This is a genomic window from Kitasatospora sp. MAA19 (assembly GCF_029894125.1).
GTDB lineage: Bacteria > Actinomycetota > Actinomycetes > Streptomycetales > Streptomycetaceae > Kitasatospora.
This window is the reverse complement of sequence record NZ_JARXYZ010000002.1, coordinates 46,454-73,453: the sequence shown is the minus strand read 5'-3', so window position 1 is coordinate 73,453 and position 27,000 is coordinate 46,454. Positions and strand designations below refer to the sequence as shown.

Annotated in this window: 19 protein-coding genes and 2 pseudogenes; 8 read left to right on the top strand and 13 right to left on the bottom strand. The window is 74.2% G+C overall.

Annotation, left to right across the window (positions count from 1 at the left end):
• Positions 1-2,253 carry a 3-hydroxyacyl-CoA dehydrogenase NAD-binding domain-containing protein gene (locus tag P3T27_RS03295; RefSeq protein WP_280674185.1) on the top strand — a complete coding sequence of 751 codons (2,253 nt, stop codon included), beginning with the start codon at positions 1-3 and terminating at the stop codon, positions 2,251-2,253.
• Between the two features lie 3 nt (positions 2,254-2,256).
• Here P3T27_RS03295 and P3T27_RS03290 read toward each other — a convergent pair whose 3' ends face one another.
• The 4 genes from P3T27_RS03290 to P3T27_RS03275 form a co-directional block, all read right to left on the bottom strand.
• Positions 2,257-3,015: a MerR family transcriptional regulator gene (locus P3T27_RS03290; RefSeq protein ID WP_280674184.1), complete on the bottom strand. Its 759-nt coding sequence runs from the start codon at positions 3,013-3,015 to the stop codon at positions 2,257-2,259.
• Positions 3,016-3,242: 227 nt separating this feature from the next.
• The gene (locus P3T27_RS03285) at positions 3,243-4,283 is read right to left on the bottom strand and encodes a 2-oxoglutarate and iron-dependent oxygenase domain-containing protein (RefSeq protein WP_280674183.1); all 1,041 of its coding nucleotides are present in this window, start codon (positions 4,281-4,283) and stop codon (positions 3,243-3,245) included.
• Positions 4,284-4,630: 347 nt separating this feature from the next.
• The gene (locus tag P3T27_RS03280; protein WP_280674182.1) at positions 4,631-5,278 is read right to left on the bottom strand and encodes a response regulator transcription factor; all 648 of its coding nucleotides are present in this window, start codon (positions 5,276-5,278) and stop codon (positions 4,631-4,633) included.
• A complete protein-coding gene (locus P3T27_RS03275) occupies positions 5,230-6,681 on the bottom strand; it encodes a histidine kinase (protein ID WP_280674181.1) in 1,452 nt (483 codons plus the stop codon). Before P3T27_RS03275 ends, P3T27_RS03280 begins: the two co-directional genes overlap by 49 nt.
• A gap of 237 nt (positions 6,682-6,918) precedes the next feature.
• Between P3T27_RS03275 and P3T27_RS03270 the strand changes: the two genes are divergently transcribed.
• Positions 6,919-7,632 carry an ABC transporter ATP-binding protein gene (locus P3T27_RS03270; protein WP_280674180.1) on the top strand — a complete coding sequence of 238 codons (714 nt, stop codon included), beginning with the start codon at positions 6,919-6,921 and terminating at the stop codon, positions 7,630-7,632.
• A 121-nt stretch (positions 7,633-7,753) separates the two neighbouring features.
• Positions 7,754-10,147, top strand: a complete 2,394-nt coding sequence (locus P3T27_RS03265) for an ABC transporter permease (RefSeq protein ID WP_280674179.1) — start codon at positions 7,754-7,756, stop codon at positions 10,145-10,147.
• Positions 10,148-10,418: 271 nt separating this feature from the next.
• On the opposite strand, the gene P3T27_RS03260 is transcribed toward P3T27_RS03265, so the two are convergent.
• The 3 genes from P3T27_RS03260 to P3T27_RS03250 all read right to left on the bottom strand — a co-directional run bounded on the left by P3T27_RS03260 (position 10,419) and on the right by P3T27_RS03250 (position 13,800).
• Entirely contained in the window at positions 10,419-11,186 is a 768-nt protein-coding gene (locus P3T27_RS03260) for a MerR family transcriptional regulator (protein WP_280674178.1), read from the bottom strand.
• Positions 11,187-11,292: 106 nt separating this feature from the next.
• Positions 11,293-12,366, bottom strand: a complete 1,074-nt coding sequence (locus P3T27_RS03255) for a DUF2332 domain-containing protein (protein ID WP_280674177.1) — start codon at positions 12,364-12,366, stop codon at positions 11,293-11,295.
• A 1,080-nt stretch (positions 12,367-13,446) separates the two neighbouring features.
• Complete coding sequence (locus P3T27_RS03250) at positions 13,447-13,800, bottom strand: hypothetical protein (protein WP_280674176.1); 354 nt, start codon at positions 13,798-13,800, stop codon at positions 13,447-13,449.
• 193 nt (positions 13,801-13,993) lie between these two features.
• On the opposite strand from P3T27_RS03250, the pseudogene P3T27_RS03245 reads away from it, so the two are divergent.
• A pseudogene (locus P3T27_RS03245) lies at positions 13,994-14,086 on the top strand (DUF4440 domain-containing protein); the annotation flags it as partial.
• Positions 14,087-14,171: 85 nt separating this feature from the next.
• On the opposite strand, the pseudogene P3T27_RS03240 reads toward P3T27_RS03245, so the two are convergent.
• The 5 genes and pseudogenes from P3T27_RS03240 to P3T27_RS03220 all read right to left on the bottom strand — a co-directional run.
• Positions 14,172-14,402: pseudogene (locus P3T27_RS03240) on the bottom strand (two-component sensor histidine kinase); the annotation flags it as partial.
• 42 nt (positions 14,403-14,444) lie between these two features.
• Positions 14,445-14,819 (bottom strand): hypothetical protein, encoded by a 375-nt coding sequence (locus tag P3T27_RS03235; RefSeq protein WP_280674175.1) that lies wholly within the window; start codon positions 14,817-14,819, stop codon positions 14,445-14,447.
• 41 nt (positions 14,820-14,860) lie between these two features.
• Positions 14,861-16,066 (bottom strand): SUKH-4 family immunity protein, encoded by a 1,206-nt coding sequence (locus P3T27_RS03230; RefSeq protein WP_280674174.1) that lies wholly within the window; start codon positions 16,064-16,066, stop codon positions 14,861-14,863.
• Positions 16,067-16,477: 411 nt separating this feature from the next.
• A complete protein-coding gene (locus tag P3T27_RS03225) occupies positions 16,478-17,068 on the bottom strand; it encodes a DinB family protein (protein WP_280674173.1) in 591 nt (196 codons plus the stop codon).
• A 250-nt stretch (positions 17,069-17,318) separates the two neighbouring features.
• Complete coding sequence (locus P3T27_RS03220; RefSeq protein WP_280674172.1) at positions 17,319-18,995, bottom strand: DUF885 domain-containing protein; 1,677 nt, start codon at positions 18,993-18,995, stop codon at positions 17,319-17,321.
• A gap of 327 nt (positions 18,996-19,322) precedes the next feature.
• Here P3T27_RS03220 and P3T27_RS03215 point away from each other — a divergent pair, with 327 nt between their 5' ends.
• The 4 genes from P3T27_RS03215 (at position 19,323) to P3T27_RS03200 (ending at position 25,905) form a co-directional block, all read left to right on the top strand.
• Positions 19,323-20,036 (top strand): hypothetical protein, encoded by a 714-nt coding sequence (locus tag P3T27_RS03215; protein ID WP_280674171.1) that lies wholly within the window; start codon positions 19,323-19,325, stop codon positions 20,034-20,036.
• A 3-nt stretch (positions 20,037-20,039) separates the two neighbouring features.
• Positions 20,040-21,779 carry a DNA polymerase Y family protein gene (locus tag P3T27_RS03210; RefSeq protein WP_280674170.1) on the top strand — a complete coding sequence of 580 codons (1,740 nt, stop codon included), beginning with the start codon at positions 20,040-20,042 and terminating at the stop codon, positions 21,777-21,779.
• A gap of 140 nt (positions 21,780-21,919) precedes the next feature.
• Positions 21,920-25,132: an error-prone DNA polymerase gene (locus tag P3T27_RS03205; RefSeq protein ID WP_280674169.1), complete on the top strand. Its 3,213-nt coding sequence runs from the start codon at positions 21,920-21,922 to the stop codon at positions 25,130-25,132.
• 53 nt (positions 25,133-25,185) lie between these two features.
• A complete protein-coding gene (locus P3T27_RS03200) occupies positions 25,186-25,905 on the top strand; it encodes a DUF4232 domain-containing protein (RefSeq protein ID WP_280674168.1) in 720 nt (239 codons plus the stop codon).
• A 174-nt stretch (positions 25,906-26,079) separates the two neighbouring features.
• Here P3T27_RS03200 and P3T27_RS03195 read toward each other — a convergent pair whose 3' ends face one another.
• On the bottom strand, positions 26,080-26,931 hold the full coding sequence (locus P3T27_RS03195) for a TIGR03084 family metal-binding protein (RefSeq protein WP_280674167.1): 852 nt from the start codon (positions 26,929-26,931) through the stop codon (positions 26,080-26,082).
• Positions 26,932-27,000: the final 69 nt, after the last annotated feature.

The window sequence follows — 27,000 nt, the reverse complement described above, 5'->3', positions numbered from 1 at the left end:
ATGAGCGACACCACCACCATCCGCTGGCAGCAGGACCAGGACGGCGTGGTCACCCTCGTCCTCGACGACCCCACCCAGTCCGTCAACACCATGAACGAGGCCTTCACCGCCGACTTCGACGCCGTCGTCGACCGGCTGGCCGGCCTCGCCGCCTCCGACGAGCTGCGCGGCGTGATCGTCACCTCCGGGAAGAAGACCTTCTTCGCCGGGGGAGACCTCCGGATGCTCTCCGCCGCCCGCCCCGAGGACGCCGCCGCCGTCTTCGAGAAGTCCCTGCGGATCAAGCGGGCGCTGCGCAAGCTGGAGACCCTCGGCAAGCCGGTCGTCGCCGCGGTCAACGGCAGCGCGCTCGGCGGCGGTCTGGAGATCGCCCTCGCCTGCCACCACCGGATCGCCCTGGACACCCCCGTCAGCCGGATCGGCCTGCCCGAGGTCACCCTCGGCCTGCTGCCGGGCGGCGGCGGAGTGGTCCGCACGGTCCGGCTGTTCGGCATCACCGACGCGCTGCTGAAGTTCCTCCTGCAGGGCCGTCAGTACCGCCCGGCGCAAGCGCTGGAGCACGGGCTGGTGCACGAACTCGTCACCGCCCCCGAGGAGCTGACCGCCCGGGCGCGGGCCTGGATCGAGGCCAACCCGACCGCCGTCCAGCCCTGGGACGTCAAGGGCTACAAGATCCCCGGCGGCACCCCCTCGACCCCGGCGTTCGCCGCCAACCTGCCCGCCTTCCCGGCCAACCTGCGCAAGCAGCTGAACGGCGCGCCCTACCCGGCGCCGCGCAACATCCTGGCCGCCGCCGTGGAGGGCGCCCAGGTCGACGTCGACACCGCGATGGCGATCGAGGCCCGCTACTTCACCGAGCTCGCCTGCGGGCAGACCAGCAAGAACATGATCCAGTCGCTGTTCTTCGACATGCAGGCGGTCAACTCCGGCGCCGGACGCCCCAAGGGCATCGAGAAGCGGCCGGTCCGCAAGGTCGCCGTGCTCGGCGCCGGGATGATGGGCGCGGGCATCGCCTACGCCTGCGCCAAGGCCGGCATCGAGGTCGTGCTCAAGGACGTGAGTGTCGAGGCCGCCGAGCGCGGCAAGGCCTACTCCGCCGGGCTGCTGGACAAGGCGATCGCCCGCGGCCGCTCCACCGAGGCCGAGCGGGACGCGCTGCTCGCCCTGATCACCCCCACCGCCGAACCCGCCGACCTGGCCGGCTGCGACGCGGTGATCGAGGCCGTCTTCGAGAACACCGAGCTCAAGCACAAGGTGTTCCAGGAGGTCGAGGGCGTCCTCGCCCCCGACGCGCTGCTCTGCTCCAACACCTCCACCCTGCCGATCGGGCTGCTCGCCGAAGGCGTCGAGCGCACCGCCGACTTCATCGGCCTGCACTTCTTCTCCCCGGTCGACAAGATGCGCCTGGTCGAGATCATCCGCGGTCCGCAGACCGGCGACGAGGCGCTCGCCCGCGCCTTCGACCTGGTCCGGCAGATCGACAGGACCCCGATCGTGGTCAACGACTCGCGCGGCTTCTTCACCTCGCGGGTCATCGGCCAGTTCCTCAACGAGGGCGTCGCCATGGTCGGCGAGGGCGTCCACCCGGCCAGCATCGAGCAGGCCGCCGCCCAGGCCGGCTACCCCGCCAAGGTGCTGTCGCTGATGGACGAGCTCACCCTCACCCTGCCGCGCAAGATCCGCGACGAGTACCGGCGCGCGGTCGAGGCCGCGGGCGGCACCTGGACGCCCCACCCGGCGGACGCGGTGGTCGACCGGATGGTCGACGAGTTCGGCCGCCCCGGGCGCAGCGGCGGCGCGGGCTTCTACGAGTACGGCGAGGACGGCCGGCGCGGGCGGCTCTGGCCGGGGCTGCGCGAGCACTTCGGAGGGGAGGGCTCTGGGCTTGAGGGTTCTGGGCTTGAGGGTTCTGGGCGCGAGGGCGCTGGGCCTGAGGGCTCTGGGTCCGAGGGCGTCGCGATCCCGCTGGCGGATCTCAAGGAGCGGATGCTGTTCAGCGAGGCGCTGGACTCGGTGCGCTGCCTGGAGGAGGGCGTGCTGACGTCGGTCGCCGACGCCAACGTGGGCTCCATCCTCGGCATCGGCTTCCCGGCCTGGACGGGCGGCGTCTTCCAGTACATCAACGGGTACGAGGGCGGCCCGGCCGGCTTCGCGGCCCGCGCCCGCGAACTCGCCGCCGCCTACGGCGAACGGTTCGCGCCGCCCGCGCTGCTGGAGCGGATCGCGGCGGAGGGGCGCACCTTCACTGACTGACCGTCAGTCCTGGGCGGGTGAGGCCGTGCCCCGTACGGCCTCACCCAGCTCCTCCCGCAGGGAGCGCTGGAACGCCGTGACCAGGGCCTGCGCCACCATCGGCTGGATGTGGTCGGTCAGGGCCTTCATCCGGGCCACCTCGTCCGGCGCGGGCTCGCTCTCCCGGTACGGCTTCCACACCGTCTCCCGGAACAGCCGCTGCAACTCCCGGGCCGTCGCCCGGCTGTGCTCCAGCAGCACCGCCCGCGCGGCCAGCAGCGTCTCCAACGGGATCGGCACGTCCAGGATCCGCACCCCGAGCGGCAGCAGGCCCGGATCCACCCGGAACAGCTCCGGATCGGCCGTCCGCTCCAACGCCCCCATCGCGACCAGGCGTTCCACCTGCTCCTCCGACAGCCCCCGCCCGGCCCGCCGCTCCAACTGCGCCCGGCCCAGCTCCTCCGCCGCCCCGGGCGTCCAGGACGCCACCAGCGCCCGGTGGATCGCCAGGTCCAGCGGTGTGCTGTCCTCCGGCAGCCGGGCCAGATAGCGCTCGATCGCCGCCAGGGTCAGGCCCTGGCGCTGCAACTCCTCGATCAGCTCCAGCCGGTCCAGGTGCGCCGCCCCGTACCGCCCGACCCGGCGCGGCCCCAGCTCCGGCGGCGGCAGCAGCCCCTTCGTCCCGTAGAACCGCACCGTCCGCACCGTCACCCCGGCCCGCGCCGCCAACTCGTCCACCGTGAGCCGGACCACCCCGTCCTCCACGGCCCCGTGCTCCCCCATCCGTCGCCTCCCGCGCTGGCACACTTCCACTGTGACAGCAGCAGTGTGACAGTGCCCGCCCCGCTGGTCCACCGCGTGCGGCGCCGTGCCCCGTCGGCCGGTCGGAGCACACGGGGCAGGTCCGCCGTACGGGCCGGGGCCGCCGCAGACGCGAGTCCGCCCCCGCCGCGCGGGTGACGGCGGGGGCGGACTCGGGCGGCGGTGCTTGTGACCTGCGGTCCCAGGCCCTAGCGGGAGGCGGCCTCGGTGAGGTCGGCGTGGTGGCGGCGGGTGACCTCGGGGTGGGCCCTGGTGTAGCCCTTCCACTCGTTGAGGCCGAACTCGGCGAACAGCGGATTGGCCGGGTCCTCGGTGGCGCCGGGGGCGTGGTGGGCGAGCGGGAAGTCCAGCGGCTCGATGTGGGCGTCGAGGCGGGGGTTGTAGAAGAACGGGACGGAGAAGCGCTCGCGGGCGCCGACCGGGCTGACCACGCGGTGGTTGGTGGCCTTGAGGTAGCCGTCCGTTGCCACCTCCAGCAGTTCGCCGAGGTTGACCACGAAGGCGCCCGGCATCGGCGGGACCTCCAGGAAGGTGCCGTCCGGACGCTCGACCTGGAGTCCGCCGACGGTGTCCTGGAGCAGCAGCGTGATGAAGCCGTAGTCCTTGTGGGCGCCGACGCCCTGGCCGGCGCCGTCCGGGGCGGTGCCGGGGTAGCGGACCAGCTTGAGCCGCAGGTGGGGGTGGCCGGCGAAGGCCTCGTCGTAGAAGTCGGGGCGGGCGCCGATCGCGGTGAGGAGCTCGTGCAGCAGTCGGCGGGCGATCTCGCTGAGGTGGTCGATCCAGCCGAGCGCGGCGGTGCGCAGCTCCGGGAGCGCCGCGGGCCACTGGTTGGGGCCCTCCAGCCACCAGTACGGGGGCTCGTCGCCACCGGGGACGTGCGGGGGCAGCTCGGCGCCGATGTCCAGCTGGTCGCGCCAGTCCTGGCTGCCGCCGGTGCGCTCGTCGCCGGTGCGGGTGTAGCCGCGGTAGTGCGGGGAGTTGAGGTTGCTCACGGCGAGCCGGTCGGCCTCGGGGAGGGCGAAGAAGGCGCGCATCGCGTCGGTGAGCGCGGCCGTCTCCTGCGGCGTGACGCCGTGGCCGACGAGCTGGAAGAACCCGACGTCGGTGGCTGCGGCGCGAAGCTCGTCGTGCAGTCGGCGGCGGTCGTCCGGGCCGCCGGCGGCGAGCGAGAGGTCGATCACCGGGAGGGAGCCGGGTATAGGGGTGTGCTGCTGCGACATGTGTGACATCCGCTGGGTCTCGTCCCGGCCGACCCCGGTGATCGACCGGGGAGGCGGCCGGAGCAATCGCCTGGTGCGGCGGGTGCTCCGGGAGCCGGGAGGTGGAGGCGGCCGGGTGGGGGCCGCCTGGTTGAGGGGGCGCGAGGTTCAGCTGGAGCGTCGACAGGACATGCTCGTCACGCGGAGCAGGTCCACGTGGCGGCGGCGAACAAGGATGAGCACGTCACCAGCCTAGATGACCTTCTCTGCGGCGGGCGAGCCCCCTGCGGTGGAGGGATATCTCTCAGTTGTCGGTGGATCCTCAGGTTGGGAATCCCCGGACCCTCGGATGGGGAACCCTTCGTGTGCGGCTCCTTTCAGCCGTTGTTGAGGTAGGCGAGCACGGCCAGGACGCGGCGGTTGTCGTCGTCGGAGGGCTGGAGGTCGAGCCTGACGAAGATCGACGCGGTGTGCTTGGCGACGGCCCGTTCGGTGATCACCAGCTGCTGGGCGATCGCCGCGTTGGAACGGCCCTCGGCCATCAGCCCCAGCACCTGCCGCTCGCGCGGGGAGAGGGTCGACACCGGGCCGGCCGAGGAGTTGTGGGTGAGCAGGCGGGTGATCACCTCCGGGTCCATCGCGGTGCCGCCCTGGGCGACCCGTTGCACCGCGTCGATGAACTGGGTGCCGTCCAGCACCCGGTCCTTCAGTAGGTAGCCGATCCCGCCGGTGCTGCCGGCCAGCAGCTCGCGCGCGTACAGCTGCTCCACGAACTGCGACAGCACCAGGACGGGCAGGCCGGGGTGCGCCTGACGGGCCGCCAGCGCCGCCCGCAGCCCCTCGTCGGTGAAGCTGGGCGGCAGCCGGACGTCGACCACGGCGATGTCCGGCCGGTCGGCGGCCACCGCGGAGAGCAGTTCGTCGCCGGTCTCGACCGCCGCGGTGACCTTCATGCCGTTGGCCTCCAGCAGCCGGGTCAGGCCGTCCCGGAGAAGGAAGAGGTCTTCGGCGATGACAACGCGCACGGGATCTCCAGGTTCACAATGGTCGGGCCACCGGGTGGGCTGCTGATCGCGAGCACCCCGTCGAAGGCGGCCAGTCGTCGTTCGGTTCCGCTGAGGCCGGTTCCCCGGGACGGGTCGGCGTTGCCGCGCCCGTCGTCGGTGACCGATATCCGCAGCAGCCCGTCACTGTGCCCTATCTCGATCCACACGTGCGAGGCACCGGCGTGTTTCACCACGTTGGCCAGCAGCTCGCTCACCGCGAAGTAGGCGGCGGACTCCACCGGGGCGGGCGCCCGCCCGGGCAGCCCGCCGGCGAAGGTGACCGGCAGCGGGAGGTCCAGCGCCGTCGCCTCGATCGCGTCGGCCAGGCCGCGGTCGGCGAGCACCGGCGGGTGGATGCCCCGGACCAGGTCGCGCAACTCGCCCAGGGCCCTCACCGAGGACATCCGGGCCTCGGCCAACAGGGGCTGCAGGGCCTCCGGGTCGTCCTTCAACTGCTCGGCGACGGTCAGCAGCATGCCCAGGGCCACCAGCCGGGCCTGCGCCCCGTCGTGCAGGTCCCGCTCGATCCGGCGCAGCTCGGCCGCCCCGGCGTCGATGGTGTCCGCCCTGGTCCGGGCCAGATGGCTCACCTGGCGGGCGAGTTCGGTCTGCCGGGACGGGCCGAGCAGGGCGCGGGCGGCCCGTTCGTGCATCCGCAGGACAGGCGGTGCGGCCCACAGGGTAGCCAGCGGGGCGATCACGACCCCCATTCCGTAGACGGGGCCCAGCGGGAGGAAGGGGCCGTTCCGGCCGAGCACCTGGAGGGCGATCGGGGTCAGCACGACGATCGCGGCGGCGAGCAGGACGGCGCAGCCGGAGAGGAACACCCACAGGACGTCCCGCCAGGTCGCCAGGTCGCCCAGCCAGCCACCGGAGCGCAGCCGCCGCCACGGCCCGGTGTCGGCACGGCGGTACGGCACCGGGATCGGCCGGCCGCTCCACCGGCCGACGACCCGCCGGTTCTCCGTCGCGATCCAGCGCGTCCCGAGCAGGCCGAGCACCAGCATCGCCGGGGCCAACCACAGCGAGCCGGACCGGCCGCCGGGCGGGGCGCCGCCGTAGAGGTCGGCGGCCATCAGCGCGAGCGTGCCCGGCGCGAACAGGGCGGCCCCGACCGCCCGGCCGGCGCCTCCGGTGGCCCAGCAGAGCGCCCAGAGGGCGACCGGTGCCAGTGGCACCAGCAGCATCAGTGGCCCGCCCAGACCATGTTCGAACGGCTCGGCGTCGTCGGGGCCGAGCAGGGCGGCGGTCAGCAGGACCGGCCCGGCCAGCAGCGCCAGCAGCCCCGTGACGGCCAGCGTCACCATGTAGAGCGCCCGCACGCAGGCCGCGAGGGCGCCCTCCACCTGCGCGGTTGCCCTGGACAGCACGGTCGTCGTCATTGCGCGCCTCCTCTCCGGTCGGTGGCCACACGGGCCCCGGGTTGATCATTCGGCGGTCAGTCTGCCCCGCCGAACCGGTCCAGCGCTCTAGGCCTGCGCCCCCAATCCGAGGTGTATCTGGATACACCTCGGAGAGGCCGTCCAGACGGCTGTCCGGACCCCGCCCCGGATTCGTAGCGTCATGTCCCGTCAGCCGGCCCGGGTTTCCGGTGCCGGACCTCGAACCGTGGAGGGCCCGTGAACGCGCCGATCATCCGGATCCGCGGCGTCAGCAAGACGTACGACCGATCCGACGCCGCCCGCCCCGCGCTGGCCGGGCTCGACCTGGAGGTCCGGGCCGGCGAGGCGCTGGCCGTGCTCGGCCGCTCGGGCAGCGGCAAGTCCACCCTGCTGAACCTGATCGCCGGCCTCGACCGCCCCAGCGAGGGCGCCGTCGAGGTGGACGGCGTGGCCGTCCACGAGCTCGGCGAGGCCGCCCTGGCCGAGTACCGGCGGAAGCGGATCGGCATGGTGTTCCAGTTCTTCAACCTGTTGGAGGACCTGAACGTCGAGGACAACGTGCTGCTCCCGGCCCAGCTCGCCGGGATGCGGCGGGAGCAGGCCCGAGCCCGGGCCGGCGAGCTGCTGGAGCGGCTCGGGGTGGCCCGGCACGCCCAGGCCTTCCCCGGCCGGCTCTCCGGTGGCGAGCGTCAACGCGTCGCGGTGGCCCGGGCGTTGATGAACCGCCCGCCGCTGCTGCTCGCCGACGAGCCGACCGGGGCGCTGGACACCGCCTCGGCCGCCGACGTCCGCGACCTGCTGCGGGGGCTCAACGCGGAGGGCCAGACGATTCTGCTGGTCACCCACGACACCGCGCTCGCCGAGGCCTGCGCCGACCGGACCATCGAGCTGCTCGACGGCCGGCTGGTCCGGGACACCGCGGCCGTGCCGACCTCCGGCGGTGTGCGATGACCGGGCGAGCCGTGGAAAGGACGTGCGTGGGCGGGTGCCCTGCTCGGGCGAGGCACGCCGGGCGGACGACGGGACGGCGCGCGTGGGCGGGTGCCCCGGCCGGGCGAAGCGGGGTGGGCGCATGAGCGCGCTCGGCAAGGTGGTCCGGGCGGGGGTCGGCCGCAAGCGGGTGCAGACCCTGGTCATGGTGCTCACCACGATGGCGGCCGTGACGGCGTGCATCCTCGCGACGGGCCTGCTGGTCGCCTCCCAGGGCCCCTACCAGCGTTCCTTCGCCGACCAGCACGGCGCGCACCTCAACGTGCTGTACGACCCGACCAAGGCGAGCCCCGCCCAGCTCGCCGCGACCGCGCACACCCCCGGCGTGACGGCTTCGGCCGGCCCCTACCCGGCGCTCTCCGTCCAGCCGCGCGCCGGTGCCGACGTCCGGATCCCGCCGCCCGGCAGCCCGCTCCCGCCGATGACACTGGTCGGTCGGGCCAAGGACGGCCCGATGGACGGCCTGCGGATCACCATGGGCCGCTGGGTCGCCGGCCCCGGCGAGGTGGTGTTCCTGGACGGCCACTCGCCGCTGGCCGTCGGCGACAGCCTGCAGTTCCCGGACCTCCCCGGGCATCCGACCCTCAAGGTCGTCGGCCTCGCCACCTCCGTCTCCTGGAGCGCGGACGGCTGGATCGCCCCCGAGCAGGTCGCCGCGCTCACCGCGCCCGGTACGAAGCCCGCCGCCCAGTACCTCTACCGCTTCGCCCACGCCGACAACGACACCGAGGTGGAGGCCGACCGCGCCGCGCTCGCCGCCGCGGTGCCGGGCGGCGCCCTCGCCAAGGCCACCTCGCACCGGCCGGCCCAGGCGGAGGCCAACCGGACGGCCGCGACCTTCGTCCCGTTCGTGACGGCCTTCGGGGTGCTCGGCCTGGCCATGTCGGTGCTGATCATCGGCGTCGTGGTCAGCGGCGCCGTCAGCGCCGCCACCCGGCGGATCGGCATCCTCAAATCGCTCGGCTTCACCCCGGCCCAGGTGGCGCGCGCCTACGTCGGCCAGGCGCTGATCCCCGCCGGGGTCGGTACGGCGCTCGGCGTGCTCGGGGGCAACCTGCTCTCCGTGCCCGTCCTCGGGGTGGCGCACAAGGCCCTGCGCGGCGGCCTGCTCGGTATCCCGCTCTGGGTGGACGTCGTCGTCCCGGCCGTGGCCCTGGCCGCCGTGACGGGCACCGCGCTGGTGCCCGCGCTGCGGGCCGGCCGGCTGCGCACGGTGGAGGCGCTCGCGGTCGGCCGGACGGCGCCGGGCGCCCGGCGAGCGGCCGCCCGCGGCGGTCCGGTCCGGGCCGGGGCGCCGGGCCCGATCGTCAGGCTCCAGCACCTGATCGGCCGGCTGCCGGTGCCGCGCGCACTGAGCCTCGGGCTGGCGACCCCGCTCACCCGCCCGGCCCGTTCGGCGACCACGGCCGCCGCAGTGGTGCTCGGCACGGCCGGGGTCGCCCTCTGCGTGGGCCTGACACTCTCACTCGGCGCCTTCCAGGACGGCCTGCAGGCCGAGCGTTCGAGCAAGGTCGTCGTCCAGATCCCGATCGAGAGCTCCACGAAGGCCGTCGACCACGTGGACGAGGCCGCGGTGGCCAAGGCGATCACCACCCGCCCCGGCACCCGGGCCTGGTACAGCAGCGCGCCGACACCGGTCGCCGTGGCCGGGAACACCGGGCGTTCGGCGGTGATCGCCTTCACCGGGGACGCCTCCTGGAGCGGCTACCAGATGATCTCCGGCCGATGGTTCCAGGGCCCCGGCGAGGCGGTCGTCGCGACCTCCTTCCTGCGGACCAACCAGGTGCGCGTCGGCGACACCGTCACCCTCACCGACAACGGGCGCAGCATCCCGGTGCGGATCAGCGGCGAGGTCCTGACCACCAACGACCTGGTGTTCGTCGACCGGGCCACGCTGGCCCCACTCGGCACCGCCGTCCAGACCGATGCGGTCGGCTTCCACATCGACCTGACCCCGGGGACGGACGCGAAGGCGTACGCGGACGGACTCGACGACGCGGTCCGGCCGCTGGGCCTGAGCGCCGAAACGGGCGGGCAGCAGATCAACATCGTGATGCTCGCCATGAACACCCTGGCCGGGACGCTCACCCTGCTGCTGGCCGTGGTGGCCGGCCTGGGCGTGCTCAACACGGTGCTGCTGGACACCCGGGAGCGGGTGCACGACCTCGGGGTGCTCAAGGCGCTGGGGATGTCGCCCCGGCAGACGGTCGGCATGGTGGTCACCTCGGTCTGCGGCAGCGGGCTGGTGGCCGGGCTGATCGGGGTCCCGATCGGGATCGTGCTGCACCACCAGGTGATGCCGGCGATGGCTCGCGCCGCCGGGGTCGGGGTGCCCGAGGCGGACCTCACCGTGTTCGACCCGTCGGTGGTGGGGCCGCTGATACTCGGCGGCCTGGTGCTGGCGCTGCTCGGCGCCCTCCCCCCGGCCACCTGGGCGGCCCGCACCCGGACGGCCACGGCGCTGCGCACCGAGTAGCGGCGGCCGGGCGGATTGGGCGAGTCGGGCAGGCCGACCCCGGTAGGCCGGGGCAAGTTCGGTAGGGCGGTCAGGGGTTCCGGACGGCGTGAAGGGCCGCTTCCGTGGGGCCCGTCCCCCCACGGAAGCGGCCCGGTCCGAGGACGACCAGGGCCCGGCGGCGTCCGTCCCCCGAACGGCCGCCGCCGGCCCGGCCGCCCGCTGACGGGCCCCGCCTGCGGTCCGCCGGCTCAGGTCCCGCTCACGGGCCTCCGCCGGCGGCCCGCCTGGCTCAGGCCGGCCGCGCCGCCGCGTACGCCTCCATGGCGGCCCGCTGGTACGCGGCCAGGCCCGGGGCGATGGCCTCGTACGCGGCGCTCCACTGCGGGTTCTCCGTGCAGGAGCGGGCGATCGCGCGGTACTCCTCGACCGAGACCGTGCGGAGCGCGGTGAGCGCCTGGTACTCGGCGTCGATGTGGCTCTGCACGGCCTCGGCGTCCGCCGGGTGGCCGGCCGCCATCAGCTCCGCCAGGTGGACCATCCGCGCGGTCCGTTCGCGTTGCCCGGCCTCGATCTCGGCCTGGCTCATCGCGGCGGTCGCGCGCCGGGCGGCCTCGGCGTGCTCGGGGAAGTCGCGCAGGCTCTCCTCGACGTCGGCGGGCTGGATGCCCTCGAACAGGTTCTCCGGGCGGTTGATGCTGGTCATGGGTGTGCCGTCCTTCCGGGAGCGTTCCAGGTCGGCGATCGTGCGGGAGACGGTGGCGGCCAGGGTGTCCAGCCGGTCGCGCTCGGCGAGCAGCCGGTGCTGGTGGTCCCGCAGGGCCTCCAGCTCGTCCACCTGATCGCCCAGGATCCGGGCGATCTCGGTCAGCCCGACTCCGAGCGCCCGCAGCACGAGGATCTGCTGCAGCTGCAGCAACTGCCGCTCCTCGTAGTAGCGGTGGCCGTTGGAGCCGATCCGGGCCGGGGGCAGCAGCCCGATCTCGTCGTAGTGCCGCAAGGTTCGGGCGGTCAGGCCCGACATCCGGGCAACCTCCGCGATGGGCCAGGCCGATGCCATGTGTCGTCTCCCTCGCTCACGTTCGCGTGGACCAGGGCCGGTTCCTCCGGCCCTGGTCACGACGGTAGAAGCTGCCGCTGCGGCAGTTACAAGCCCCGGACGGGCCCTACGCGCCGGACCGCTCCAGCGGCCCGAATCCGTCGCGCGGCCCGAACCCGTCCAGGGGCTCGAACCCGTCGTGCGGCCTGAACTCGTCCAGGGGCTCGAACCAGTCCAGGGACTGCCCGTGCGGTCCGGTGAAGGCCACCGGCCGTTCGTCCAGGGCGAGCGCGAACAACCCGGAGCCGGCGGGCGCCGGGCGGGGGAGACGCCGCTCGACGACCGGCAGCACGGAGAGCGCCTCGTTGGAGATCCAGTGCCCGGGCAGACCGCGCATGGTCGCCGCGAACTCCTCCCGGGCCTCCGGGGACAGGTAGGCGAGCACCGCACTGTGGAACACCACCGGCGTCGCCCCCGCGGGCACCTGCGCCACCAACTCCCGTACCGTCGCGTTGAGGTCGCCGCGCACCAGGTACGGCGGCTCGGCCCGGGCAACCTGGACGGCGCCGCGCAGCCGCTCCAGCCGGTGGGTCTGCTCGGGCCAGACCAGCGACTCCAGCCAGCGCATGTCCTCCTCGTCCCGGACGTCCAGCGGGTTGAGGTCGATCCCGGCGCGCCAGACCACCTCGGGCAGTCGATCCCACAGCGGCACCGGCCCGCGCACCGCGCACTCCAGCGTCACCGGGCTCCCCTCGGCGCCGAACTCCTCTGCGGAGCCTTCCACTTCACCCACATACTGGTACCGATACCGGTCCGGGTACAGGCAGAGCCCCGCCGAGGCCCCCACCTCGATCAGCGCGAGCGGCTGCGGCAGCGCCGCCAGCAGCGGCAGCAGGGTGGCGCACCGGCCGGCCTCGTTGGTCTGCGTCCGCCGCTCCAGCGTCGTCGCCGCGACTTCGTCCCAGTGCGCCACCGTCCAGTCGCGGAAGGCCGGATAGCCGTCCTTCACCGGCCCACCGAGGTGACGGACCGCGCTGAACAGCAGGTTCGGCTGCCGCTTCGCGGCCGGCAACCCGTCCAGCAGCGCGCGCAACCCGGCATCCTCGGCGACGCGTTCGGCCAGCTCCTGGTAGCTCGCCGAGTTCCCGCGAGCCTCCCGCTCCGCGAACGCTTGGTAGAGGCCCCCCGTGGTGCTGTTCACGTCCCGTACTTCCTTTCTCCCAACCGATTTTGTCGCAGCCTTGGCCGCGCCCTTTGCCATCCGCTGTACGGACCCTAGCCCAGCCAACCCGATTCTTGTATTTGATCGGGCTTCCGCAGGTGCTCGGCGAGGTGGCGGACGAGGCGATGTCGGCCGCGAGGGCGAGGGCTGCTTCATCGGCCGGCGGGCAGGTGCTCAATCTCTCATCACGGGTTTGACAAACCACCGCTAGAGCGGACTTCCCGCGTGCCATGGCGGCCCCGGAGCGCAGCGCCGACCGGTGCCGAGCAAGCCTGCGACCAGGCCCTTTGAGTGACCCGCGCATTTCTGCCGCGAATTGGCGTCGCGATACCCGTGGTCGCGGAAATAGTTCACACACCCGATGGGTGGCCAATTCATTCTGCTTTGTTCATACGTTCTCCCTCCTTGCCGTCCTGCTGGGCCCCGTCGTGAGCACGACCGCTGTCGGCGCCGCGCGGTCGGACGTCGGTGGAAGGTGGCCCCGCGCGCAGTGATGTGACGGCCGGCCATGTGCCAACCGGCCAGGAGTCCACGGTTCAGCGGATGGGTGGTCGCCTTCCCTTCGGTCGGCGTGCGGCGTGCGGCGTGCGGCAGGTGGCAGACTGCCCGACCCTTTCGTCATCACGCGCCGCGATGTAGTGTGATCAAAAAGGGAATAGGGCGAAAAATATTAGTGAGAGCGAACGTTGAAATGTCTATTGAAGGGTATAGGGTCAAGCGAGTAAAGCGAGTGAAGCGAGCCGGTGGGCTCACGGCGGCCGCCATAATGGCGATCAGTACGCTCCTCGGTGGCGCCAGTACAGCCCTGGCGAGGCCCGCTCTTTCCCTGCCGAATTCTGTAGTCGCAGCAGCCCCGTCACAAGGTAGTGATCAGGGCGGCTACGGCTATACGGCAGGGTATGCTGCCGGCTCACGTTTCTGCGCATCGGGCGAAAAGCTCACGTCGGGGCCGCCGCCTGCCAGCGAATCAGGGCTCCCATCCGATCTCGCTGATGCGATAAATAAGGCGCCGCCCAATAGTCAGGAGCGGCAAGATGCAAATAATAGGGCGAAAGATTATCAGGTGAACTTCGGTAAAGGATGGACCGCCTCGATAGCTGAATGCCAGAATTCGGCGGAGCCTTCGCAGGGCACCACTTCGGTGCCGTCCACGCACGCCAGGATGCCTTCCGAGCCGTCGACGCCGTCGACCACGCCTTCCGGGCCGTCGGCACCGTCGATCGCGCCTTCCGAGCCGTCGACGCCGTCGACCACGCCTTCCGGGCCGTCGGCGCCGTCGATCGCGCCTTCCGAGCCGTCGACGCCGTCGACCACGCCCTCTGGGCCGTCGGCACCGTCGATCGCGCCTTCCGAGCCGTCGACGCCGTCGACCACGCCTTCCGGGCCGTCGACCACGATGGCGCCTTCGGACACGAACGGCAATCCCTGCAACTGCTAGCCAGCATTTCGTGACGGTTCGTCGGTTCGTCCGGCGAGCCGTTTCGGATGTTCGCATTGGTGGTGGGCATGACTGGGGTCCAGCTCCCGCGTCGGGTGAGCGCCGGGTTCCGCGGCTCCAGCCACGGGGTGAGCCGTCGGGACAAAGCGTCGCGGTGTCACCAAGCCGGTCGACGCCCGCTGCACCTACGAGTACGAGAAGCGCGGCGGCCGGTGGCTGATCGTCAACCACCATTCTTCAGTGCTCCCGGCCGAGGGCTGAGCCGCAGCCCGGTTCGCTGGTCGGCACGCGAGGTACCGGCACGCGAGGCATCGGCACGCGAGGCATCGGTGCGCGAGGCGACGGTGCGTAGCGTGATCCGCACGCCGAGCCCGCCGCCGGGCGGGTCCACGAGGGCCACGGTGCCGCCGCCGTTGACCCGGACGGTGATGGTGCCGCCGTCGGAGGAGACTTCCAGGGCGTCGGAGAGCACGTTGTCCAGCACCTGGTCCATGCCCGGTCCGGTCGGCACGTGCAGCCGCTCGCCGGCGTCCCCGGTCAGGGCGATCGCCACCCCGCGCTCGTCGGCTGCCGGGCGCCGGCCGCCCGGCCGCCCCGCCGCCCCACAGAACCGAAGGGCCTACCAGCCCGGCCCGTGCCCAGGCTGCCAGTCCAACCCCAGGTGCGGGCGCGGGCGGTGGATCCGCAGCAGCGTGCCCACCGACCAGACGACCAGGGTCAGCAGGGCGTAGAACAGCAGCAGCGCCCAGAACGGGGTGGTGGACACGCTCCGGTCCTCGAACCGGCACCACGCGTCCGGCGGCAGCCAGGACGCGCCCGTCTCCACCAACCGCCCGCCGCCGGGCACCAGGCCCAGCTCACAGCGCGCGCCGAAGCCCAGCGACCGCACGTACAGCAGTCCGTACAGCGCACCCGCCGCGGCGAGGGGCAGGACGGCGCCGCAGGTGAGCAGCACCGTCCGCCTGCGCCCGGCCGCCGTACGGATGTTCGTCACCGGGGCAGCGTACCGGCGGGCGGCCCGGGGCGCCGCAAGGATCACCCGAGCAGGCCGCCCATGTGCGCGTCCTCGGCGAGCAGCCGCCACGAGCACCCGGGCGAGGCGAACGCCTCCGGGTCGACGGCCTCCACCAGCCGGTCCACCACGGTGCTCAGCAGTGACTGGGGGTCGAACACCGCCCAGGTGTCCCGGCCCCGCCCGTAGTCCCAGCGCTCCCACTCGGCGCGCAGTCGCTCGTACGTCCACAGCGCGTACAGCAGGGCGGACAGGTCGCGGTTGAGGTAGGCCTCCGGCTGGCCGTCGTCGTACCAGTCCGGCAGCTCCAGCCGTCCGGTGGCGCCGTCCAGAGCGATCGTCAGATCCGTCGGCCAGTCCCCGAGCGCCAGGAACTCCCGCTGGTACGGGCGCTCCTCCTCGCCGTCGAAGTACTCCGGGTAGGCCTCCGCCATCGTGACCAGCGGCTCCTCGCAGACCCCGAACATCGCCCCGCCCAGCGGCAGTCCGACCTCGGTCAGCAGGCGCCGGGTCGGCTCGTGCACCAGCCCGGCGGGCAGGTCCTCGGCCCGGTAGCGGTGCACCAGCCCCGCGCCCCCGCCTGCGCCTGCGTCTGAGTCCGCACCCTCACCCGTCAGCGAGGCGAGCTCTGCCACCAGCTCCGCGCCCACCTCGTACGCGGGCCCGTCCGGGCCGCCCGGCAGCGCACCCCAGCCCAGCGCCCGTACCAGCAGCGCCGTGTCCCAGTGCGGGGACGGCGTCGCGGACCGGCCGAACAAGCCCGGGTCGACCTCCCGCATCCGCCGCTCGGCCCCGGCCATCACCTCGGCGACCACCGCCGGCCCGCGCCGCCCGCCCAGCGCGTCCGCCCGCAGGGCCGCCTCGGCCACCGCCTCCACCTCCCGCACCAACCCGGCCAGTGCGGGCAGGTCGGAGGCCAGCAGGTCCCGCCGTATCTCCCCGTCGGCCGCCCCCGCCACGTCGCCCAGGAACACCTCGCCGGTCACCCCGTCCAGCAGGACCGGGCCACCGGCCGCGGCGAACGGCGCGCAGTACTCCGTCTCACCCAGCACGAACAACCGCCCCGTCCCCGGCACGGCCGCCAACGCCCCGTCGCCGAGCACCCCGAAGTCCAGGAACGCCCCGGAGGCCGGCAGCCCCTCCCGGATCAGGAACTCCCGGCTCCCCGCATGCACCACGCCGCCCGGCAATCCGTCCGCCGCCACCTGCGCGCACCCCGTGTGCCCCACGTGCCCCACCCTCCACAGCCCCGACCCTTGACCCCCAGACCCTAGCCGCCCCACCCGACAGCGCCGCCGACAATTCCCGCGCCCGGGCAGGCACGCAGCGCGGAACACCCTCGACCTCCCCGGCGCCCGGCGCCAACTCCCCGCCCGCGCCGGCCGTCCGCCGCTACGGCGCGGCTCACCGCCTACCGCCGCCGGGGAGCTCCAGCCGGACCAGGACGCGCCAGGTCTCCGGGGCGGGCTCCACGTGGGCGGCGCGGACACGGTGGCGCCCGGCGGGCAGGGCGAGGCGCAGCCGCCCCTCGGCCGCCGACTCCCCGCCCGTCCACGCGGCGTCGAACAGATCCGCCGGGCCTGCCGCCTGCCAGGACAGCCTCGCCGGCCCGGTCGTAGTCCCGGGCGCCGCCGGACGGGTCAGGCGAGTCCGCCGGCCTCCCGCGCGGCCTGCTCCACGCGGGCGTGGTGGGCCTGCCACCAGGCGGCGTCGCCGGGCGCGGTGTTGGCCCCGTCGGGGCGCTGGCCGGTGCCGCCGTCGACGAGTTCGCGGACGAGGTCGGCATGGCCGACGTGGCGGTGGGTCTCGGCGATCATGTGGACGAGGACCCGGTGCAGGGTCTGCTCGGCGCGGTTGCCGAACGGCACCCGGCCGATCGCGTCCAGCGGCAGCGCCTCGATGGTGGCGTCCGCGTGCGCCCAGACCCGGCGGTAGCGCCCGACGATCTCCTCCGTGCTCTCGTCCGCCCGCGCCCACAGGTCGGCGTTCGGTTCGGCGCCGCCGGTGATCCACAGCGGCGTCGGCTCCGCGAACGGCCGCCCGAAGGTGTCGCCGAAGTACATCGCCTCGGCCCCGGTGACGTGCTTGACCAGCCCCAGCAGGTTGGTCCCGGTCGGGGTCAGCGGGCGCCGGAGGTCGTACTCGGACAGGCCGTCGAGCTTCCACATCAGGACGTCGCGGGCGTCCTGGAGGTAGATCCGGAGGTCGGCCTTGGGGTCGGTCGTGGTCATGGCACCAGTCTGTGGACCACGCCGAACCTGTCCACCGATTTCAGGCCCGCCCGGCAGCGCCGACCCGCGTCGGCGCTGCCGGGCGGGACGGCCGGAGTCAGACGGCGCATCGGCGGCCGGGGGCGCGATCTCACCGAAGGTTGAGCGCCGGAGTGTTCGTCTCGGCCTTGACCATGGCCGGACCGAGAACGTGGACGGGCCCCGTTCCGGAGGTCGTCATTCCCGCGGAACGGGCCCGTCGCTGCCGGGTTCACAGGGTGGAGAGCTGGTCGACCAGGTCGTCGAGGCCGAGCGAGCCCTGGGAGAGCGCCTTCATGTGCCAGGTCTTGAGGTCGAACGCGGCGCCCCGCCGGCGGCGGGCGGCTTCGCGTCCCTGCAGCCAGGCGCGCTCACCGAGCTTGTAGCCGATGGCCTGACCTGGCCAGCCGAGGTAGCGGACGATCTCGCTGCTGCGCAGTTCGGCGGGGCTGCCGTTGTAGGTGGCCATGAACTCGGTGGCGAGTTCGGGGGTCCAGTGCTCACCGGGGTGGAAGCCCGCGTCGGCGGGGATGGCCAGGCCCAGGTGCATGCCGATGTCGATGATCACCCGGATGGTGCGCAGCATCTGCTCGTCGAGGAAGCCGAGGCGGTGGGCGGGGTCGGTGAGGAAGCCCAGGTCGTCCATGAGGCGTTCGGCGTACAGGGCCCAGCCTTCGATGTTGGCGCTGACCGTGCCCAGCGTGGTCTGGTAACGGCTCAGCTGGTCGGCGAGGGCGACCCACTGGGCGAGTTGCAGGTGGTGGCCGGGGACACCCTCGTGGTACCAAGTGGTGACGAGCTGCCAGGTCGGGAACGCGTCCCGGCCGAGAGCGGGCAGGTACGTGCGCCCGGGGCGACTGAAGTCCAGGCTGGGGCCGGAGTAGTACGGTGCCGCGGCGCTTCCGGCGGGGGCGATCCGGGACTCCACCTTTCGCACCGGTCCGGAGATGTCGAAGTGGGTGCCGTCGAGGGCCTCGATCGCCTCGTCCATGATCTGCTGCAGCCAGTCACGGATCCCCTCCTCGCCCTTGACCGCGTGACCGTGCCGCTCCAGGTGGTGCATGGCGCCCCGGACTCCCGCTCCGGGCAGCACGCGTTCGGCCTCCGTACGCATCTCGGCCGCCGTCCGGTGGAACTCGCTCCAGGCCCAGGTGTAGGCCTCGTCCAGGTCGAGGTCGGCGCCCGTGTGGTGGCGTACGGCGAGCCGGTAGCGCTCCCGGCCGACCGCGTCCGGGGTGTCGGCGGTGGCCGGGGCGTAGGTGTCGCGCAGCCAGTCGCGGAATTCGGCGACGGCGGCGGTGGCTTCGAGGGCGGCGGCGCCCAGTTCGCCGCGCAGCTGCTCGGGGCCGGGGGCGACGAAGTCGGCGAACCACCCCGTGCTGTCGGTGCCCTCGCCGGTCCAGGCGGTGAGCTGGTCGGTGACCGCGGCTGCCTGGCGGGGCGCTGCGAGCAGGCCCTGGGAGATTCCCTCGGTGAGCGTCGCGCGGTACCCGTCGAGCGCGGCGGGCAGGTTGCGCAGTCGCCCGGCCACCGCTGCCCAGTCGTCGTCGGTGGCGGTCGGCATGAGGGTGAAGATGTCCCGCACGTGGTGGACGTGTGCGCCGATGTTGCGGAGCTGACGGAAGTTCTCGCCGGTGTCGTGCATGGCGAGTTCGGTGGTGAGGCGCTCCCGGAGCAGCCGGGCGCAGGCCCGGTCGGTGGGGTCGTCCGCGGCGGGGGCGGCGTCGAGCGCGGTGAGGGTGTGTCGGGCGATGTCGGCGAGCGCCTCGAAACCTTCCGGGGAGAGGTCTGGCTGCCGGTCGTCGCCCGGGTGCAGACCCAGCCAGGCGGCCTCCAGCGGGTCGTGTGCAGCCACCTGGTCGAGGTGGCGGTCGGCGATGGTGCGTGGGGTGATCGTTTCATCGGCCATGCCGCCATCCTGGCGCACCCTCCGGATGACGTGACGAGCGGCCGACACCGGCCAGTGCTTCCACCGGCCCGTTGCCGATCTCGGAGGCGAGCCTGCCATCCTCGCCCCTCGACAGCCACAGCGCTCAGGCTTCGGTGAGACGAACCTACCGGTAACCAAGATCCGGTGAGAATGCGCAGCCTTCGCTGAGACGAGACAACGCGGAGTGTGACGGGTGGGGCGGAGGGTGTGGACTTGAATCTTTACGAACGAATGTTCGATCCTGGGGTTGTGCCCCTTTTCGAATCTGTTTTCGAATCCATCGCCGAGCGGCCGACGCTCCGGCCGGTGGCGTCGACGGCCGTGCCGGAAAGCGCCCCGGAGAAGGGGGCGGGGCCGGAGGCGGCCGGGCGGGGCGTGGTGCCGGTGGTGCCGGCGTTGCGGGAGGTGCTGCCGGACGGCGGGCTGCGGCGGGGGACGGCGGTGTCGGTGGCGGGCGGGGACACCGGGCTGCTGCTGGCGCTGGCGGCCGGGGTGAAGGAGACCGAAGGGGGCTGGGCGGCGGCCGTCGGGTTGCCGGATCTGGGGCTGGCCGCGGCCGAGGGGTACGGGCTGGACCTGCGGCGGCTGCTGGTCGCGGACGACCCGGGGCCGCACTGGGCCGAGGTGGTGTCGGTGCTGGCCGGCGCGGTCGAGCTGGTCATGCTGCGCCCGGACGGCCCGGTGCCGCCGAAGCTGGCCGCCCGGCTGGCGGCGGTGCTGCGGCGCAGCGGCTGTGTGCTGCTGGTGGCCGGACCGTGGCCGGGTGCGACCCTGCGGCTGGGGGTGCGGTCCGGGCGCTGGTTCGGACTGGGGGACGGCCACGGCCAGCTCGCCGGGCGGCAGGTGGAGGTGGTGGCCGAGGGGCGCGGCTCGGCGGTGCGCGGGCGGACCGCCCGGCTCTGGCTGCCGGACGAGCACGGCGCGGTACGGCCGGTCCTGGAGCGGCCGGTCCTGGAACGGGCCGCCCTGGAGAGGGCCGGGGCCGTCGAGCAGCCGCTCGAACAGGTAGCGGTGGTGTGAGCGATGGCGGACGACAGAACGCCGCGGGTGCTGGTGGTCTGGTGCCCGGACTGGCCGGTGGCGGCCGTCACCGGCGACGGCCCGGTGGCGGTGACCGAGGGCGGGCGGATCCTCGCCTGCTCGGCGGGTGCCCGGGCGGCCGGGGTGCGGCAGGGGCAGCGGCTCAAGCTGGCCCAGCGGCTCTGCCCGGCGCTGGAGCTGCGCGACCGCGACCCGGAGGCGGAGACCCGCCGCTTCGAGCCGGTGGTTGCGGCGGTGGAGGCGTTCACCCCGAGGGTGGAGGTGATCCGCCCGGGCCTGTGCGCGATTCCGGTGAAGGGGCCGGGGCGCTACTTCGGCGGTGAGGAGGCGCTGGCGGCCATGGTCCGGACGGCGGTGGTGGACGCGCTGGCGCGGGAGCCGGTGCCGGATGCCGTCCCCGGCGCGGCCCCTGTCCCCGGCACGGACACTGCGCTCGCCACCCCCGCCACTCCCGCCACGACGGAACGCCCCCCGCACGCCCAGGTCGGCGTCGCCGACGGCCTGTTCGCCGCCGTGCTCGCCGCCCGCGCCGGGGTGCTGGTGCCGGCCGGGCGGACGGCGGAGTTCCTCGCGCCGTACCCGGTGAGCGCGCTCGGCGACGAGGCGCTGGCGGAGCTGCTGGGGCGGCTCGGCCTGCCGACCGTCGGGGCGTTCGCCGCACTGCCGCCCGAGGCGGTCGCGGACCGCTTCGGCCCGGCCGGGACGGTGGCGCACCGGCTGGCCCGGGGATTGCAGCCGCGCCCGCTGGTGCCGCGCGACCAGGAGCCGGACCTCGCCGTCGAGCAGCGCTTCGACCCGCCCGAGCGGCTGGCGGAGCCGCTGGTGTTCGTCGCCCGCACGCTGGCCGAGCGGCTGCACCAGCGGCTGGCCGGGGCCGGGCTGACCTGCCGCCGGGTGGCCGTCGAGGTGGCCTGCGCGGACGGGCGGACGGCCTCGCGGCTGTGGCGGCACGAGGGCCGGCTGTCGGCGACGGCGTTGGCCGAGCGGGTCCGCTGGCAGCTCCAGGCCTGGCAGGGCGCGGGCACCTTCACCCCGCCCGCCGGAAGCACCGCCCCTGACGACCCGGACCGCCTCGCCGACCCGGACCGACCTGCCGGCCCCGCCGACCCGGACCGCCTCGCCGACCCGGACCGACCTGCCGGCCCCGCCGACCCCGACGCCGGCTTCACCCTGCTGCGCCTGGCCCCCGACGGCCTCTCCCCGGACCAGGGGCGCCAACTGGCGCTGTGGGGACAGGCGGTGGCGGACGACCGGGTGGAGCGTGCGGTAGCCCGAGTGCAGGCGGTGCTCGGACACGCCGGGCTGCGCCGGATCGAGCCGGCCGGCGGGCGCGGCCCGGGCGAGCAGGCGGTCAAGGTGCCGTGGGGCGAGCCGTACGAGGCGGCGGCGCCGGCCGACGCGCCCTGGCCCGGTCGGCTGCCGGACGTCTGGCCGGCGGTGGTGCTGCGGGAGCCGGCGCCGGTGCGGGTGCTGGACGGGGCCGGGCAGCCGGTCACGGTGGACGGCCGGGCGGGGGTGTCGGCCCGGCCGGCCCTGGTGGTGTTCCAGGGGCGGCGGGAGCGGGTGGACGGCTGGACCGGCCCCTGGCCGGCGGTCGAGTACTGGTGGGACCAGTCGCTGGCCCGCCGCCGGGCGCGGTTCCAGGTCGTGGTGGGCGGTGGCCGGGCGCTGCTGCTCACCGTGGAGGGGGGTGCGTGGTACCTGGAGGCCGGCTACGACTGACGGCCGCCGGCCACCACCCCAGGGGCAGCGGGAAACGGGAGACAGCAGGAAGCAGGAGACAGCGGGAAACCGGAGGCAGCAGGAACCAAGGGGGAGCAGTAAGCAGGGGGGCAGGAAGCGCGAGAACGAAGGCACCCCCGATGGGCTTCACCAGCCACCCCACCCTCCCCTGGAGCGAGCTGCACCGCCGCCTGACCGGCGCCGCGCCGGACCGTACGGTCGTCCCCCTGCGCCGCCCCGCCCGGGAGAGCCCCGCCCCCAGGGACGACGGCGGTGAGCCCTGGGCCGAGCTGCACGTCCACTCCGCCTTCAGCTTCCTGGACGGCGCCAGCGACCCGGAGGACCTGGTCGCCGAGGCCGCCCGGCTGGGCGTGGAGACGCTGGCGATCACCGATCACGACGGCCTGTACGGCGCGGTCCGGCTGGCCGAGGCGGCCCGGGGGACGGGCGTGGCCACCGTGTTCGGCGCCGAACTGACGATCCGTCACGAAGCGGCCGAGGCCGAGCACCTGCTGGTGCTGGCCCGCGACCCGGCCGGCTACCGCCGCCTGTCCACGGCGATAGCCGCCGCCCAACTGGCCGGTGGCGCGAAGGGCCGCCCGGTGTACGACCTCGCGGCGCTGGCGGAGGCGCACGGCGGCCACTGGGCGGTGCTCACCGGCTGCCGCCTCGGCCGGGTCCCCGCAGGCCTGAAGGACGGCAGCGCCGAGCACCGGCTCCGTACCCTGGTCGAGGCGTTCGGCCGCGACAACGTCCACGTCGAGCTGATCGACCAGTGGCTTCCCGGCGACGACCGGCGCAACGACGCGCTCGCCGCGCTCGCCGCCGCCCACGGACTGGCCGCCGTCGCCTCCACCAACGCCCACCACGCAGGCCCGGCCCAGGGCCGGCTGGCGCAGAGCCTGGCTGCGCTGCGCGAGCGCCGCACCCTGCAGGACGCGGTCGGCTGGACGCGGGCCGCCGGCACCGCGCACCTGCGCTCGGGCCGGGAGATGGCCGCCCGGCTGGCCCGCTTCCCGGGGGTGCGGCAGGCCACCGCCGAACTCGGCCGCTCCTGCGCCTTCGACTTCACCAGGCTGGATCCGGAGCTCCCGGGCTTTCCCGTCCCCGAGGGCGAGAGTGAGACCAGTCATCTGCGCGCCCTGGTCGCGGCCGGCGGCCCGGCCCGCTTCGGCCCCGGCAACGCGGCGGCCCGGCGCCAGCTCGCCAAGGAGCTGGACGTGATCGAGGACCTCGACCTGGCCGGCTACTTCCTGATCGTCCACGACATCGTGGACTTCTGCCGGGGCCAGGACATCTGGTGCCAGGGCCGCGGCTCGGCCGCCAACTCGGCGGTCTGCTACGCCCTCGGGATCACCGCCGTCGACCCGATCCACTACAAGCTGCTCTTCGAACGCTTCCTCTCCACCGCCCGGGACGGGCCGCCCGACATCGACCTGGACATCGAGAACCGCCGCCGCGAGGAGGTCATCCAGTACGTCTACCGTCGTTACGGTCGCGAGCACGCCGCGCAGGTCGCCAACGTGATCACCTACCGGCCCCGGCTGGCGATCCGCGACGCGGCCCGGGTGCTCGGCTACCCGCAGGGACAGGTGGACGCGTTCAGCCGGCAGACCGACTTCCGCTCCGCGCCCGGCGCGGACGCCGTCATCCCCGCCGACGTGCTCTCGCTCGCCGCCCAACTCCACGGCCTGCCGCGCCACTTGGGCATCCACTCGGGCGGCATGGTGCTCACCAGGGAGCCGATCGGCGAGATCTGCCCGACCGAGTGGGCCCGGATGCCCGGGCGCTCCGTCCTCCAGTGGGACAAGGAGTCCACCGCCGGCGCCGGGCTGGTGAAGATCGACCTGCTCGGCCTCGGCATGCTCGCCGCGCTGCACGACGCCTGCGACCTGGTCGCCGAGCACCACGGCCTGCGCTACGACCTGGCCACCATCCCGGACGCCGACGCGGGCGTGTACGCGATGCTGCGCCGGGCGGACACCGTCGGCGTGTTCCAGGTCGAGTCGCGGGCGCAGATGGCGACACTGCCCCGGCTCAAGCCGGACCACTTCTACGACCTGGTGGTCGAGGTCGCGCTGATCCGGCCCGGCCCGATCCAGGGCGGATCCGTCCACCCGTACCTGCGCCGCCGGGCGGGGGTCGAACCGGCCGACTGCCCGCACCCGCTGATGGAGAACGCGCTCGGCAAGACCCTCGGGGTGCCGTTGTTCCAGGAGCAGATGATGCAACTCGCCATCGACTGCGCCGGGTTCACGCCCGCCGAGGCGGACCGGCTGCGGCAGGCGATGGGGGCCAAGCGCTCGCACGAGCGGGTCGCCCGGTTGCGCGAGCGGCTGCTGGTCGGAATGGCCGAGCGCGGCATCCCCGAGGAGGTCGCCGAGGACGTCTACGGCAAGATCGAGGCGTTCTCCAACTACGGCTTCCCGGAGAGCCACGCGATCAGCTTCGCCTACCTGGTGTACGCCAGCGCCTGGCTCAAGTACCACTTCCCGGCGGCCTTCACCTGCGCGCTGCTGGCCAACCAGCCGATGGGCTTCTACTCGCCGCTGAGCCTGGTCGCGGACGCCCGGCGGCACGGGGTGCGGGTGCGCGGGGTGGACGTCAACGCCAGCGCGCCGCGCCCCACCCTGGAGCCGTACCGGGGGCCGACTCCGAAGCCGCCGCTGACCGCGGGCCGCCCGCAGCCGGCGATCCGGCTCGGCCTGGAGACGGTGCGCGGCATCGGCGCCCCGCAGGCCGCGGCGATCGCGGCCGGCCGACCGTACGCGGATCTGGAGGACTTCGCCCGGCGCACCGGCCTGCCCGCACCGGCGCTGGAGTCGCTGGCGACGGCGGGCGCCTTCGACTGCTTCGGCCTGACGAGACGTCAGGCGCTGTGGATGGCAGGGGCGTTCGCCGGAATGTCGGCCGAGCTGATCCCGGGCACCACGCCCGGGACGGAGGCGCCGCCACTGCCCGGCATGAGCCCGGTCGAGGAGACCATCGCCGACCTGTGGGCCACCGGGACCTCCGCCACCAGCCACCCGCTCCAGCATCTGCGCGCCCACCTGGAGCGCGGCGGCGCCCTGTCCGCCGTCCAGTTGCCGGACGTGGCACCGGGAACGGCGGTGGTGGTCGGCGGTCTGGTCACCCACCGGCAGCGGCCGCCGACGGCCGGCGGGGTGCTCTTCCTCAGCCTGGAGGACGAGACCGGCCTGATCAACGTGATCTGCAACCGCCCGGTCTGGGAGTCCCAGCGCCGCACCGCCCTCGACCGGGCCGGCCTGCTGGTCCACGGCACCATCGAGCGCGACCGCGGCGCCACCAACCTGATCGCCACCCGGCTCACCCCGCTGCGGATCGGCCTCTGAGCCCGATCCGCAGCGGCCTCGGGCCCGGCGTGCGGTCGTGCGATGATCGCCGGATGAACGCGACGCGGCCGCAGACGAACCACCGGACACGGGCGCTCCGCCGGGCGCTCCCGCTGCTCGCCGCGGGCGCCCTGCTGGTCGGCTGCGGCAGCACGCACGTGACCGCCGCCGGCGGCGGCCCGGGGCCCACAGGCGCAGGGAGCCCGGGGGTCATCGGCCCGGCGCCCACCACTCGGGCGCGCACCACCCCGGCCCCCACCGGCCCGGTGCCCACCCGCCCCATGTCCGACACCCTCACCGGCATCCCCCTTCCCGCCCCCACTCCGACGCCCACGCCGGTCTGCTCCCCGGAGGGCGTCATGATGGCCGCCGGGGAGGTGGAGGCCGCGATGGGCCTGCGGGCGATGACGGTCCGGCTCACCAACTGCGGCACCCGCCCCTACCGCCTGAACGGCCACCCGGGCGTGCGCGTCCTCGGCGCCGAGCGTGCCCCGCTCGACATCGGCGTGCGGCAGGGTGCGGCCGGCATCGCGACCGTCGAGGGCTTCGACGCCCCCGGGTCGCCGCTGACGCTCCAGCCGCAGGAGGCCGCCGAGTTCAAGCTGCTCTGGCGCAACACCGTGGCCGCGGGCGACCGCGCTCCGGACGACGGCCGCTACCTCGACATCGCCCCCCAGCCCGGCCGCCCCCGCCTCGCCGTCCCCGCCCACCTCGACCTCGGCACCACGGGCAGGCTCGGCATCAGCGCCTGGGCCAAGTCCGCCGCCCGGTAGGCCTGGCCGGAGCACGGCCACGGCCAGGCGGTGGCCACGGTCAGGCGGTGGCCGCGGGCAGAACGGTGGCAGCGGGCAGGGCGGTGCGCATGGTGTGCGTGCGAATCATGCGGGAATTCCACCACCCGCCGCCGACCCCGGATCATCGCCGGGAGGAGTGGTCCACCCTGCGCCTCACCGATATGACGACTGGTCAGCTCCGGTGGGAGTTCGCCCCTTGCCTGGAGCGCCGGCGAAGACCTGGGCGATCGGGAGCCAGGCGGTCGCGGTGGGGCCGGTGGCGGTGAGGGCGAGGTCGTCGCGGTGGCGGCGCTGCGTCACCAGGAGGCAGAAGTCCAGCGCCGGGCCGGTCACCCGGTCCGCCGCGTCGGTGGGGCCGAAGGTCCACACGGTGCCGTCGGGCGCGGTGAGTTCGAGGCGGACGGGGTGCTGCGGGGCGGGCAGCCCGTGCACGGTGAAGGCGAAGCCGAGGGTGCGCAGTCCCAGGTGGGCGATGTGCCGCAGCCGGGCGGTGGGCTCGCGGGTGGCACCGAGTGCGTCGGCGACGTCCTGGCCGTGTGCCCAGGTCTCCATCAGCCGGGCGGTCGCCATCGAGGCGGGCTTCATCGGCGGGCCGAACCACGGCAGCCGGGTGCCGGCCGGGGCGGCGGCCAGGGCGGCCGAGACCTCCTCCCGGCCGGCGCGCCAGCGGGCGAGCAGGTCCACGGGCTCGGCGGCGGCACCGGCGGTCGCGCCCTCCTCCACCGGGTCGGTGCCGGCGTTCAGCAGGGCGCCGAAGCGCTCGCCGAGTGCCGCGGTGAAGCCGTCCGCGTCGCGCGCGGCGAGGGCGGTCCAGTCGTCGGTCCAGGCCAGGTGGGCGATCTGGTGCGCGACCGTCCAGCCCTCGGCGGGCGTCGGGCGGGACCAGTCGGCCGGGGCCAGGTCGGCCACCAGGGCGTCCAGCACCGCGCTCTCGGCCCGCAGGTCGTCCAGCAGCGCGGTCAGGACGTCCGCCGCGGGCGTCGTCGGGGCGTTCGGGTCCGTCATCGGCTCCCCTCCTTCCGGTTCCGGCGTGCTACCCGCCGGTAATCCACGGCCGCACCCTACGCCCGGCCC